At 56.2% G+C, this 13,850-nt stretch carries 8 protein-coding genes; 3 read left to right on the forward strand and 5 right to left on the reverse strand.

Features of this window, described 5'->3' with window-relative positions; translation table 11 throughout:
* Positions 1-2,115: site-2 protease family protein (locus ACF8AM_RS17810; RefSeq protein ID WP_392556936.1), on the forward strand; the 2,115-nt coding region annotated here is incomplete at its 5' end.
* Positions 2,116-2,140: 25 nt separating this feature from the next.
* Here ACF8AM_RS17810 and ACF8AM_RS17815 read toward each other — a convergent pair.
* The 4 genes from ACF8AM_RS17815 to ACF8AM_RS17830 form a co-directional block, all read right to left on the reverse strand.
* A complete protein-coding gene (locus tag ACF8AM_RS17815) occupies positions 2,141-4,858 on the reverse strand; it encodes an O-antigen ligase family protein (RefSeq protein WP_392556942.1) in 2,718 nt (905 codons plus the stop codon).
* Positions 4,859-5,159: 301 nt separating this feature from the next.
* The gene (locus ACF8AM_RS17820; RefSeq protein ID WP_392556937.1) at positions 5,160-6,680 is read right to left on the reverse strand and encodes a dihydropteroate synthase; all 1,521 of its coding nucleotides are present in this window, start codon (positions 6,678-6,680) and stop codon (positions 5,160-5,162) included.
* A gap of 145 nt (positions 6,681-6,825) precedes the next feature.
* Positions 6,826-7,725, reverse strand: a complete 900-nt coding sequence (locus ACF8AM_RS17825) for a DUF1573 domain-containing protein (RefSeq protein ID WP_392556943.1) — start codon at positions 7,723-7,725, stop codon at positions 6,826-6,828.
* A 259-nt stretch (positions 7,726-7,984) separates the two neighbouring features.
* Complete coding sequence (locus tag ACF8AM_RS17830; RefSeq protein WP_392556938.1) at positions 7,985-8,668, reverse strand: Maf family protein; 684 nt, start codon at positions 8,666-8,668, stop codon at positions 7,985-7,987.
* 496 nt (positions 8,669-9,164) lie between these two features.
* On the opposite strand from ACF8AM_RS17830, the gene ACF8AM_RS17835 reads away from it, so the two are divergent.
* Positions 9,165-10,886, forward strand: a complete 1,722-nt coding sequence (locus tag ACF8AM_RS17835) for a DnaA ATPase domain-containing protein (protein WP_392556939.1) — start codon at positions 9,165-9,167, stop codon at positions 10,884-10,886.
* 100 nt (positions 10,887-10,986) lie between these two features.
* Entirely contained in the window at positions 10,987-12,435 is a 1,449-nt protein-coding gene (gene dnaB, locus ACF8AM_RS17840; protein WP_392556940.1) for a replicative DNA helicase, read from the forward strand.
* Positions 12,436-12,592: 157 nt separating this feature from the next.
* On the opposite strand, the gene ACF8AM_RS17845 is transcribed toward dnaB, so the two are convergent.
* Positions 12,593-13,850: M48 family metallopeptidase (locus ACF8AM_RS17845; RefSeq protein ID WP_392556941.1), on the reverse strand; the 1,258-nt coding region annotated here is incomplete at its 5' end.

Genomic DNA, 13,850 nt, shown 5'->3' on the forward strand with positions numbered 1-13,850 from the left:
ACGCAAGCGAAACGGGATTGCATGGATTGGTCCGCGGAAAATATCGCGGGCTTCATCTGCGTGCTGGTAGCCCAAAAAATCGCGGTTGCGGAACGTCCCGCGGCGAATGTTTCCGACAACCTCGAATCAGCGAGTTCGGAACAAGAGCTGCCTGCTGGTGCGGAACCGCCACCAGCCTTGACGACACCGGCTTCCGTCGCGGCGTCTGGAGTTGCGCCGGTGGACGCGGCGGACGACATCGAGCGGAAAACACCCACCGACTCGAACCGAACCAGCCAGATTTCATGGCTGACGGCAATCGCGATGCGCTGGGTTGCTCCTTTGATCAAGGTGTGTTCGTGGTTGATCAGTTTGCGATTCCCGCTGATCAACGCCCATGGTCCCGCCAGTGCGGTGCTGCCTTGGATGCGACCACTCTTTTCGACTCGCGGCGTGACGATCGCGGGTGCGTTCATCGGACTGTCGATGTGCTTTGCCTTGTTTCAGCGAAAGGAGCTGACCGCGGAATTGTTGCGGATCTTCGACTCACAATTGTGGGTTGGGATGCTGTTGCTGTGGTGTGTGCTGAAATTGGTCCATGAAATGGGACATGCGGTGTCAGCGCGATGGCATGGTGTGCAGGTCGGCAAGGCGGGGGTGATGTTCTTCTTGTTCGCTCCGCTAGCATACGTGGACGTCACCAACGCCTGGCGATTGCCCAATCGACAATCGCGAGCCTCGATTGCCATGGCAGGCGTGTATGTGGAATTGTTGATTGCATCGGTGGCTTATTGGGTTTGGTGCTGGCATCCGACGGATTTCGCGTCACACATCGCGGCTCAGGTGTTCTTCATTGCTGGACCCGCCACGTTGTTGGTCAACGCGAACCCGTTGCTGCGGTTGGATGGGTACTACGTGTTGTCGGATTGGACTGACATTCCCAATCTGCGAGAACAAGGTCGCAAGCTTTTAGGCGGTTGGTTGCAATCCAAGTTGTTTGGGATGCGGGCCCCGAGTTGTCAATTGACAGGATGGCGGCGTGGATTTGCAGCCTGTCACGCAGCGGCTTCGGTCGTGTTTCAAATGGTCTGGATGGGCGGTTTGATCGTGGTTGTGTCGATGTGGGCCGGTCCGGTGGGATTGTTGGTGGCCATGGCCGCGGTCCTGTTGTGGGTCATGCTGCCGTCGTTGCAATTCACAAAGAAGGTGTGGACGTACAGCGAATCAAGTGAGACGTTTTCGAAATGGTCGCACCGACGCCGCGCCGTTTGGACTTGTGTGACGTTTCTGTTCTTGGCCCAGTTTCTGGTGACGTTGCCATCGCCGTTGAGTCGTCCCGTTCCCGTCGCCGTGCGGTTTGCCGACGATCAGATTTTGCGATCTCCCGTCAACGGATTTGTAGAACGCGTTCTCATGCGATCCGGTGACGCGGTGATGGCCGGGGAAGTCATCCTGGAATTAATGGATCATGAGTTGGTGGCTCAGCGGGATGCGACTGAGTTGGAACTCGATGCCGAAGAGATCAAATGGCAACGCCACGAAGGTCTTGGCGAACTCGGTTTGGCAGAGGCGGCCAAGCAAAAGGCGGAGAGCCTCCGACGTAGCTTGGAAGAATTGAACGCGCAGGTCGACGCGCTGCGTGTCGTCGCCCAGCGAGATGGCGAGATTCTGACCACCGACCTGCAGGATCTCAAAGGAAGCTATGTCCGGGCGGGAGAAGAATTGGTTCACATCGGCGTACGGCAACGAATGGAATTGCTGGTGTCGGTAGGGGATGCCGATCTGGATGCCTATCGATCCACGTTGCTGAAGAACGAACCGATGCAGGTGCTCCTTCGCGGAGGCGAGGTCATTGAGGTGTACCCCAAAAAATTGCAGCCCAGAGCCAGTCGTCAAATCCCTCATCCCGCTCTCGCGGCAACCGTGGATGGTCCCTTGCCGGTTGCACCCGCCAAAAAACAATCGGAGTCATCGGAGCCGTTCGAGTTGTTGGCACCGCGTTTTCAATCCATCGTCTCGTTGTCTCCTGCGGTAAGCCATCGGGTGCACGCCGGGGAAACCGGACAAATGGCTCTGCGAGATCAACGAAGTCTGGCGAGGCGTTTTTGGGAATGGTTGGCCGACGATGCTTCTTAAAGACAGGCTTCGGCGACGCAGTTCATCAATTCAAAATCGATTCGATGCTAGGCACGCTTTCGTCTTCCGGGAGTGCGGGGGTGAGCACTTCTTTTCGCTCGGCTTCTGCGATGCGATCAATGAATTGTTGGAACCGTTTGTCGTCGGGGGTCGTGTTTCGACCAAGTCGAGCGTGTCGCAGTGCATCCTTGCGATTGCCTGCGATCAAGAACTGTTCAATCAATTGCACTCGATAGCGAGGCTCATCTGGCATCAAGCGGATCGCTTCTTCGCCGGTTTCAGCGGCACTCTCAAAATCTTCCAGTGCAAAGTGAATTCGAGAAAGCAGTGCGTGGCATTTGGCACGGTCCGCCAAATTGGAGGCTCGACCACAGTCAATGGAAGTGGACGCGAAACGAAGGAATTCGTTGTCGGGATTGTCCCAGTGCAACACATCCGCAGCGGCCAATTCGATCGCACGTGAGTTGTCAGGAATGACCTTTTGAAGTGGTAATGTGTCTTGATTGACTCGAAGCAGAGGCATCAAAGTCGAAGTCACCGACGGACGTAGGGAGATTGAATCTCGAAACGTTGAAATGGCTGACTCGTAATCCCCAATCATGAACGCGCGTTTTCCCAAACGGACCAAGCGGATGGGTTCGGTCGAGTAGAACTTGGCCAGATGTTTGATCGCCGCGCCGGTTTCTGGTTGAGGTTCCAGAACCGATTGCAGTTGTACCAAGGTCGCTCGGGAGGCTTGACCTAGAGGGCAGGTCGCCATCCCGGCCAAAGATGTGTCCCAAGCGTCCTGGTAATGCTGAATGCTTTTGAGCGGATCTCGGGTCATCGCGGCCAAGGGAGGCGGGTAGTCCAAACCACGTTCATTCAGGCTGGTTTTCGCGTAGATCTCACCGGCCTGCTCAATCGATACCGGACGCCACTCAAGTGTTTCTGCCAAGCGGCCGCGATCTCTCTGGGTCGCCGCTAGTAACGAGCGGGTCTCGGGGATTGGATTGTCGGCTAGATTCTCCGTCAACAACGTTTCGACTTGTTCCAGCACCTCGGGACGAAACTTCATGCCCGAATATTCGCTTTGAATGCGACGCACCAAGGACTCTGATTCCGCGTCGCGTTTCAAACCTGGGATCGCAAGCAGTGAAAGCAGGAAGATCGCCACTGCGATGGCACCGACACTGACCGACGATGTCAGACGCCCGAGCGTGGAGGTCGACTGCAGTTTGATCTTGTTGCCACGAGGAGCGGAATCGGTGGATTCCGATTCGTCTGCGTCAATCGAATCAGCCGCGGATTCCGCTTCCTGTTCTGCAGCCGCCATCGCCATCGCGTATTGCGGATCAGCCATGGCCATCGCTTCGTAGGGATCGTCTTCGTCTTCCAAGGTCGGTGCTTGCAAACCACCACTGGCCACTTGGCGAGATACAACGGCGGTCGCCAGGATCAAACCCACAAACAAGTTGGAGGGAACAATCAACCCGAAGTCAAAGAACTGCGACACGATCACTGCCGCGATCGCGTACCAAGCTGCGACACGAACTCCTTGATCGATCGGGTCGGCGGAGGTGGACAGCCGCCGCAGCGCGCCGAGCAAAAACGTGAAGAACAGGATCGCGATCACCACTCCCGGCAGTCCGGTCTCAACCAGCATTTCCAGCCACAGATTGTCGGCGTGTTCAAACCACGACGCGGGGCTCTTGGACTGATAGGGCAAATAAGAATAACCGTACGTGCTGACGCCGGATCCCATCGGCAGATACGCCATCGCGGCTTTCCAACCGTCTTGCCAGTGCAGCAGACGCCCGTCTTTTTGAAGCGTGTCGGCGTCGGCCGAAATCAATTCCAAACGCGAAATGGTTTCCAAGTTCAATTGCATCGGCACCGTCAGAATCGAGACCGATATTCCGATCACGACTGCCAGAAAGTGCATCACGATCAATACTCGACGTGGCCGCACGTAGCCAAACGCACAAACCAACCCAAACAACGCCGCAACAACTCCGCCCCGAGATCCATTGAGCAGCAAACCAGCAGAGCAAGTGATTGACGACAGAAGTCCAATCAGGGACTCTCGATCGGAAATCAGCGACAAGAGATCATTGAATTCAAAATCCGGGTCGTCCAGTTCGATGTGATGCAGCGCCATCATTCGCCAAGACAACAATCCCAGGCTGGCGGCCATCCCAAAGTTCAACATCAACGCCGCGTTGTTGCGGTTCACGAAACCGGCGAACCCGGTGGACTTTGAATTGAAAAACCAGATGTCAGCGGTGGGGTCCAATTTTCGATAGAAACCGATGATCGCCACCGAGGCTCCCGTGATCGCGATCGCACTGAGCAACATCGTCAGTCGATTGCGAGCGTGAAAGACGATCGAAGCGGCAAACGAAAGTGGCAGCAAAAACGTCAGGAGCAATGCCACATGTTTGGTGTCAAACGGAGACACCGATACGGGATGGACACTGGGTTGTTCCGATGCCGGTACCAAGCCATCCAACCAAGTCGAATACGCCTCGTTGGAACCCGGGCTGAGCAATCCGATCAATCCCGATGGCAAAGGCAGTCCTTGAATCCACGCCAGCAAAACCAGCAGACCAAGCGGGAGCAAGAGTTTGTGCTGACGCAAACCGCTGGACGCCGTCGTGTCAGTCAATCCAATCAGCGACAACGCCATCGCCAGCAAAATGCCGCCGGCGGCGACATATTGACTCCAATGTAAAATCCCGCCGAAATCCGCCGCCAAAAACATTGGTATCAGGACGAGAATCGCGGCGGAGATCCATAGCAACGTGGTACGCAGAACTGACACGTGGGCAACCGAACCAAAGGAACCGAACCGGAAATCTCTGATTAGGTTCTACCCGATTGGATGGAAGGGCAAGACCGCATTCGCGAATTGTTAAAACGTTCGGGGGATTCGGATGCGACCGCGCGAACGCTTTGCAACGATTGTGTTCATTGCAGCGACGTCAATCCGAATACACTGCGGCTGATGAGGCTCCACGCGTGAGTATGTTGCGCGGGTGAAAACGCCAATCGAGAGGCGGCAATCAATCTTTGCTGGCGTCGCCGTCTGGATCGTTTGGCCGAGAATTTTGGACATCCGATGGGATGCCGGATCGCTTGGAAGCGTGGCGACTGGTCCGCTCGATCCGGTGAGTGTCTTCCGGCACGGTCAGGTGTCCCCATGTGAGCGATTGGTCTTGCTCGTATTGTTTGCCCAAGGTCAATGCGATGTTCGCTTTGGCCATTTCATAGCCGAGGTAAAATGCGTGGGCCGCATCCACGTTGTCTGATTGTGGACGATTCATCAATTCCGCGAACAATTCGAACGGGTCTCTCCCGGTTAGGTGTAAACCAGCACTGATCAGGTGGATGGTATCCTCTTGCGCGATCAATCGATAATTGTTGTCTTTGACTCCTTCGGCCAACGACTGGATCGCCGCTTCTGAATGCGGTCGCAACTTTGTATCTCTCAGCATCACCAGTTCGTCCGACAATCGCTTGGGCGGAACCCCGCGAGCAACCGCGTGGTGGACGAGTCGTCGCGCGATGTCACATTCGCGAACCGACGACCGAGCCCAGTTGATCACCTGTGTGGTCAAGACGCTGTGAATCGAAAGTTCCTGACAGATCCCGAGCAGTAAAAAGTTGACTCCTGCCGAATCGACATCGGTCAGTTCGGTCAAGTTGCCGATGCCCATCATCATTTCAACGTCTGGGTAACGTTGTCGAACTTCGATGGAACGCAGCAGACTGTTGGTGAAGCCCGATCCAATCGGTTCCAAGATCGGATCGACGCGAAACGGGATGTCGTGACGGGTGAGGGACTCGATCGTTTGGTCCAGACTGGCAAGATCATCCGGCACGTCCGGAATGGCAACGACTTCGCATCCCCAGTCTCGCGCCGCGTCTCGGTTGACGGAACTGACCGACAGCACCAACGAAGCGCCGGTTCGAATCGCATCGGACGTTTCATCGGGATCAAATGTGTCAATGCTGACCGCGTGTCCCGCATCCACCAGCGCCGAAACGTAGTCGCCAATTGCCAAACAACGTCTCGAGGGATCGCAACCGACGTCGATTCGGTCCGCGCCGTCTGCACGCAATTGATTCGCAATCCGAACGACTTCTTTCACCGACAATCGCGGCGCGTGATTGATCTCGGCGATGATTTCGATCGAGTGCGCTGATAGGTCAACGTTTTGTTGGCGTCCCGTGACCCAGGCATGCAGGTCGCGGCAGTCTTTGGGACCGCAGCAGACTTCCGCCGATGTTTCTCGGATCAGTCCCAGCAGTGGAGCGGCCAAATCGCCGGCCGCTTCTAGGTTGTCTTCCAAGAAACCGGGTAGGATCACATGGGTGGCAGATTCGGGAATTTCCCAGTGTCGGGCAAGCCACTTGGGAGTGATCAAGGCCGCCACGGTGATCGGGACGACACCCACGCTGTGCCGGCAACCGAATTGCTTGGCGATCCGATTCGCTTCTTCGCGGACCGCCGTTTCCGCCAGCCGCCCGGTCAGAAAATGCACGTGCGAGTCGGCGGTCAGCTTGGGAGGCGATGAAGGCATGCGGCGGAACAAGAGGGCGAAGGGCGTTCGCCCGAAATCAAGCGGTGCGATCCCATTGGTTCGGGATCGGCACATGAACTCTCAATGGCTGGGCAGGCGAGACCCGTGGGCAAGCGAGACCCGAGGGCAGATGGATACCCGTTGGCTATCGCACGGTGCCCGTTGCGACACACTCAGCCGATTTGTCACCGGGCAGGTCCGTCACGATCTGAATGCGTTGAGCGACGCGATCAGGATTTTCACCGCCGGTGAACTTCATCTCAAGGAAGTGCAGTTTCTTTTTGCCTTCGGGAATTTCAAATTCGAAGCGGTCGTCCGAGCAAACCACTTCTTGAATTTGAAACGGCTCTTCGCCACGCACCAGCAGTCGTTTGCTGACAGTTTGTCCCGACTCGGTGGTTCCCAGGCTGACTGCGGCCGGTGAGACGCTGATCGTTGGACGCACCATACCGGAGATCGACATTTCGATCGTGGGGAACTTTGTGTCGTTGCTGACGAGAGTCAATCGTTCGCGAATTTCGCCTTCGGACATGGTTTCCTTCATGCGAACACGCATTTTGTATTGAACCATGTTCGATTGAACGATTGGTGACTCCAATTTCACGGCGAAGTCGTCGCAGTGGCTTCGGACGTCAGTCAATCGCCAATTGGTGTTGCCACGGTGCGTGATGGTGATGTCCTGTTCTTTGACCTCACCGTTTTTGCACTGACCAAAGTCGACTTCGGGTGGATCAAAGGTGACATCGGTGCGAATGAAACCGCTGACCTGCAACTGCACTTCGGCGTAGTACGGGCGGTCAAACACGACCGTGACCGTCGCGGCTTTTTGCCCGATGAAAGTGCTGGTGTTCAGCTTCGCGACGATGGAACTGGTTTCGTGGGTTTCCAGGGTGTCGTCGGACACGGTCGGTGTGGTGCAACCACAACTGCTGCGAACGCCTTGGACGTGAACCGTTTCTTCGTACAGATTGCGAAATTCAAATTTGTACTCTGCTTTGGTTCCGCGACCGACGACTCGAAAGTCGTGCTTGGTCTCACTGAACATTTTTTCAGCCCAGTTTTCTGCGCTGACAGATGAGGTCAACGAGAGGGCTGCGGTCAAGGCAAGGCAACCGGTCAGGCTGAAACGGACGAGTGATCCAATCATCAAACAAATCCATCTTCGAGGGCGCGGTCAATCACTGTTGATCAGTCGATCAGGGCAGCAAAACGATGACAATCGCACGAGGTTATCGGGTGGGCAATGAGACATTCGATCCGTCAACGCCGTCCTTCGCCGCCTCTGCTGCCTAAACAGATTGTGTTTAGGAGCAGCTTGAATCGGATGATTCAATCGAATCGGTTGTCGGGGTCGTTATCTTTTCGGCATTTTGGTCAAAATTTTCCAACAATTCCGCCAGTCGTTCCATCGGCAATCCGACAACGTTGCTTTCGCTGTCATTACCAATGACCGACAACCAGTCATTTCCGTCTTGATAGCCGAATGCTCCTGCTTTGCCTTCCCACCGCAAGCTGTCCAGGTGCTCGGTCAATTGTTCTTCGCTGAGTTCTGACATCCGCAACCGCGTGCGAACGACATCGACAATGAATTTTTCGTTCCGGCGAGACCAGAAACAGACGCCGGTGTAAACGTCGTGATCACGACCGCTGAGCAAACGCAGCATTTCCTCCGCGTGATCGCGGTCGTGCGGTTTGCCCAAAATGTTTCCAACACAAGAGGCGACTGTGTCGGCGGCCAAGACCAGACCGTCATCGATTCGGGCGATCACGTCAGCCGCTTTGCGGTAGGCCAAGCGGGCGACCATTTGCGGAGCCGTCTCACGGCTGCAGATCCCACACTCGGCAGAATCCGATGCCGGTTGAACTGAGAATTCGTAACCTGCCGCGGCGAGCAATTGTGCCCGTCGTGGGGACCCGCTGGCCAGGATCAATGGTTCCGGTTTTCCGGTTTGAAAACCTGGCAACTCAGCTCGCGGGAGATCGTTCATCAGGGGGAGGTCACTCATCATGCACATCAGTTTATCGGATGTTGCAGAGGCGTCGCCTGGGTCAGTGCCGAAACGCCGATTTTGGCTCCAAAATTCTTATCAACACACAATGCCGTTCGTAAGTGTTTTTGGCAACGTGGTTTACGCGCGTGACATTTTGAAGAAGGTTTTGTGTGGAAAAGGTTACCGACAGTTTTTCCACCAGTCACTAAACTCGCCTTGCCGACACTCAACGGTGTCCGTCATGATCTCGGATCGCGATCGACTCGGGATTTCCCGACCTCGTTTCGTGGCATCCCGCCCTGTCGGCATCCACGCTCCAAAACTTCACTCAATCTATTTGACTTGTTTGCTAGCAAACCTAGAATCTGCCCCAACGTCGTGAGGGAGCACATCACTCGGCGACACTCATCGCTTCGAAGAATCGCAGCCACGCTGGCCGCCCGATTCGTCGCCCGTGTTAACAAAATCCATGAGGGAGGTCTGCGCAACCGGTATGTCGTCGACGCAAGGTAGCATCGAGACGCAAGAAGCCATTGAACGGTTCGCCGAGGCTCTGCATCAACGCATCGGCGCTGACCGATACCGGTTGTGGTTCACCCATGGGGTTCGCTTCGACCTGGAGGTTGGCGAGTCACCCGATGATGGCAAGCCAACTGTGGTGGTGGTGATCCGGACCAGTGGTCCGTTCGCTGCCCAACGCATGGGCAATAGCTTTGCAACTGAACTGCGCGCCGCGGCCATGATCGCGTGTGGCGAACGAGCTCGTTATCGCATCGACGTGGAAGAAGCCGAGCAGCCCGCCCCCAAAAAACGAACCCGCGCGGCCAAGGTGGCTGCCGAAAAGAAAGCCACCGCGAAGAGTGGTGGACGGCGTTCGACCGCTCGTCAAGCCAGCGGCCGAGCTTCTTCTGGTCGTCAGTCTCGTGGCCGTCGTGGATCCGCGAATAGTTTGGCCAGTTTGCTTGCTCAATCCACCGCGACCGGTGACGATTCATCGGGTGCATCGCGCGGCGGACGCGGGCGTTCACGCGGTCGGGTCGAACATGATCCAATTGCGGCGTCGGAATTGCCGGAGGAAGACGAGTTTGACGACGATGAGTTGGATGAGGATGACCTGGAGGAATCCAAGCCGCGTTCATCGAAGTCCAAACTCCCGCCGCTTCCCGAATCGCAACCAACCGGCGGCCGCACGCTGGAAAGTTTCATCACCGGCCCCTGCAACGAATTCGCGTTCTCTGCTGCCATGATGGCGGTCGCAACTCCATCGGTTGCCACGCCGCTTTTCTTGCACGGTCCCACGGGAACGGGAAAGTCCCATTTGTTGGCGGCTTTGGCAAATGAGTTTCGGACTCGCCGGCGGATGCGACGCGTCGTGTTGCTGACCGCAGAACAATTCACCAATGACTTTGTCGTTTCGGTGGTCTCGTCGTGTTTGCATGCCTTACTTCGGAGTTACCGTGATGTGGATGAGTTGCTGATTGACGACGTTCACTTTTTAGCCGCCAAAACAGCGACGCTCCGAGAAGCTTTGTACACCGTCGAAACCTTGGCATCGGCGGGCAAACCGCTGGTTTTCTCGGCCAACCTTCCACCCAGCGACATTCGCGGATTGACCGGCGAAGTGGCTGGGCGGATGGCTTCGGGGTTGGTTTGTCCACTGGCGGCGCTGGACCAACAAACGCGATTTCAGCTCCTGCAGCGAATGGTCGCGACCCGCTGTGTGCTGGGATGTGACAACGCATTGTTAGAAGAAGTCAGTGAACTGATCGGCGGTGACGCTCGTGCCGCAGGCGGCATCGCAAACCTGATCGGAATGTTGCAGCGAATGTTCCGCCGCGAACCCACGATTGACGAGATTCGTCGCTATGGTGGAGATTTGTTGCGTAGCACCCGGGTGGCACCGACGTTGCGTAGTATCGAAAAAGCAGTTTGTGAGACTTTCGGGCTTGAAGGCGACGGGCTTCGCAGCAAAGCTCAAACCAGACGGGTGAGCGAACCTCGCACCCTCGCGATGTACTTGGCTCGTCAACACACCGGCAGTGCATTCACCGAAATTGCTAAGCACTTTGGGCGACGCAGCCACTCCAACGCGATCTCCGCAATCAGTAAAGTGGAGAATTGGTTGTCCAGCGGCAAACCCATTGGTGCGGGCGACGGTGCCATGTCGGCGCAAGACGCCATCGCTCGTGTCGAATCACGCTTGCGAGTGGGCTGATTCGCCAATCCACTCATTGCTATCCATGGAGGTGATTCGTTTGCTTCCAATGGAGTTGTTTCTTTGAACCATCCATCCGACCCCAACGGCAACTTCACGGATGATCGCAGACAATCAATTCGACGGACCACATCGCGGCAAAAAGAAAAAAGAAGCCTCGACCAGTGAGATTCTTTCGCGGCAACAACCTTTCGACCGCGAAGCGGAAATGGGTGTGATCGGATCGGTCCTGCTGATGCCCGATATCTGCGACGAGATCGCGTCGTTGAAAGCGGATGACTTCTACGACGAAGCCAACCAAATCATCTATCGCCACCTGCGGGACATGTTTGACTCGGGGGAAAAGATCGACATCACGTTGTTGGTGTCTCGGATGCGGACCGCGGGCGACTTTGAAAAGGTCGGCGGTGCGGCGTACCTGGCTCAGCTTGGTGGCAGCGTTGCCAATGCTGCTCATGCGGCGTTCTATGGCGATATCGTGCGTGAGAAGGCGATGTTCCGTCGCTTGATCGAATCCGGCACCGAGATTCTGCGAGATGCCTACGAGCAAACCGGCACCGCAAAAGAACTGTGTGCCCAAGCGGAACAAAAAGTTTTCGCGATCATGGAAGGCCGTTCCGGCAACTCGGTGTGGGCGATCAGCGACGTGCTGCACCAAGCAATGGATCGCATGGAAGCCCGAATGCGTGACGACTACGTTGAAGGCGGTGCCGAAACCGGTCTGACGGACTTCGACCAAATGACTGGCGGTTTGCACCACGGTGAGTTGATCATTTTGGCGGCTCGTCCTTCGATGGGGAAAACGGCATTGGCGATGAACATTGCCGAACACGTTGCGATCGAACAACGCGAACCGGTGCTGTTCGTCAGTTTGGAAATGTCGGCGATCGAGTTGGCTGACCGGATGCTCTGCAGCTTGGCACGCGTCAACGGTCACCGTTTGCGAAATGGGACGATCAGTTCTGACGACCGCGACCGCTTGGTCTCCAAAGCCAACGACATCAGCCAAGCTCCACTGTTCGTGGATGATTCACCCAGTCGAACGGTCAGTGAAATCGCCGCGGCGGCACGTCGGATCAAACGGAAAGAAGACGGTCTTGGGCTGATTGTGATTGACTATTTGCAGCTCATCGAACCGGACAATTCACGAGACCCGCGGCAGGAGCAGGTCGCCAAGATCGCTCGTCGCTTGAAAGGGATGGCTCGTGAATTGGAAGTGCCACTGCTGTGTTTGTCCCAGCTCAACCGGCAAGCGGAAGACGGCAAGGATCACCGTCCGAAGTTGTCTCACCTCCGTGAGTCGGGTGCTATTGAGCAGGATGCCGACGTGGTGATGTTTGTTCACCGTGAGGAGTACTACCACCGCGGCGAAGACAAGGCTCAGTTCGCAGGACAAGCCGAAATCATCATCGCAAAACAGCGGAACGGTCCGGTCGGCGATGTTGAGCTGACTTGGGAAGGTGACTTCACGCGATTCAGCAACCGCGCCGCCGAACACCACAGTGAATTCGACGACTACCGCGAATTCACCAGCCCCGGCGGATTCTGAGCTTCCGCTCCCGTAGGCCAGGTTCCACCTGGCGATGGTGGCAGGCCGGTTGGCTCACCACGCCGTTGGGATGTCCCGCCGCAATCCCGCCTCGCTTTGTTCCAAGGCATCGGATGGGGCGCCATGTGAAACATGGCCTACGTGTTGTGGCGAATGTTCAAGCGTTGGAACCGAGAGCAGATTCAAACTCTTTGACTCGCATGAGTTTGCTCGGGTCAACCATGACCCCGAGCTGGTTTCGGTAGAAGTCCGCGCTCACGCCTGTGCAGACGGCGTCAAAATTCTTGAACAGGTTTCGGGCGGGCACTTCGAGTCGAAACAAACCTTCTGCTTTGTGTTTCTTCGCTGCCTTGATTCGTTTGTCGTCGGACGGGTGCGTCGAGAAGAAGCTGCCTGTTCCTGCTTCGCCCGCCGCCTCGATTCGTTTCCGGTCTTTCGAAGTGACTCGTTGGGCGCAGTCCGCGGTGATCCCAGGCAAGTCGTTGAGCATCGCTTGCTTCTGAAGAGCAGCCACGACGGTTTCATACATTGCTTCCTGGCCTGCCATCAAATCGGTCAGTCGTTTCGATGTGACCTCGAAGTAGTCGCTGCCCGCGATGTAGGCTTCGTACCGGTCGGCGTCGTACTCCATTTGACGTGACATCATGCAACTGATCGCATGCGCCACCATCATGAAGCACCACAGGATCCCGCGACTGAGCATCACGAACAGTTTGCCGAACATCAGCAACAACGAAATTCGAAAATCACTCTCGGCGATTGCGTTGTCGAGCATGTCATCCAGTTGGTCTCGCTGGTAGACAACTCTTGCGAACCAGAAGTTGACCGTGCGAATGAGATAGGTGGATTTCATCCCGGCACCTTGTGCAAAGTGGCCGAACTCGTGACCGAGTATGCCCGCCAATTGACGAGTGTTCATGCCAGCGACCAAGGGGGCGCCAATGGTGAGCACCAAGTCCTTGCCGAGAAGACTCATGAATCCACGCCTCAACGATGCCGATGCGTTGACGTCATTGTTGATGTCGATTCGCTTGGGACGGGGACTCCGGGTGGCGTCACAAATTCGATCGACGAGTTCGAAGAGCGCCGGTTCGGAGGCGCGTTGCAATGATCGTTGCCGTGTGTCCTTTGGCATGACCAACGAAAAGAAAACCGGTTTGACCATGAAGAGAATCATCATGCATCCGGCCACCACCGGTGCCGAGTAAAGCAGAATCGCGAAAATCGCGGCGCGTCCCCGGGGGAGGTTTTTCATCGCGACAGGCAGGATCTCGGTGAAGTACCAATACATGCCGTAGCACGCCAATCCGATCAGGCAGCAATACAACAGCGGCATGAGCAACATCACCACGGCGACCAGCAACATCGTGAACTGGTACGGAATGTTCATCGGGCTGCGAGGAACTTTGCCGTCG

The organism is Rhodopirellula sp. JB055, assembly GCF_043100905.1.
Lineage (GTDB): Bacteria > Planctomycetota > Planctomycetia > Pirellulales > Pirellulaceae > Rhodopirellula.

What these genes read in the sequence shown, in the direction of transcription:
- ACF8AM_RS17820 (WP_392556937.1), bottom strand. Translation starts at nt 6,680, where the DNA reads ATGCCTTCATCGCCTCCCAAGCTGACCGCCGACTCGCACGTGCATTTT.
- ACF8AM_RS17830 (WP_392556938.1), bottom strand. Translation starts at nt 8,668, where the DNA reads ATGAACGATCTCCCGCGAGCTGAGTTGCCAGGTTTTCAAACCGGAAAA.
- ACF8AM_RS17835 (WP_392556939.1), top strand. Translation starts at nt 9,165, where the DNA reads ATGTCGTCGACGCAAGGTAGCATCGAGACGCAAGAAGCCATTGAACGG.
- dnaB (WP_392556940.1), top strand. Translation starts at nt 10,987, where the DNA reads ATGATCGCAGACAATCAATTCGACGGACCACATCGCGGCAAAAAGAAA.
- ACF8AM_RS17825 (WP_392556943.1), bottom strand. Translation starts at nt 7,725, where the DNA reads ATGTTCAGTGAGACCAAGCACGACTTTCGAGTCGTCGGTCGCGGAACC.
- ACF8AM_RS17815 (WP_392556942.1), bottom strand. Translation starts at nt 4,858, where the DNA reads ATGTTTTTGGCGGCGGATTTCGGCGGGATTTTACATTGGAGTCAATAT.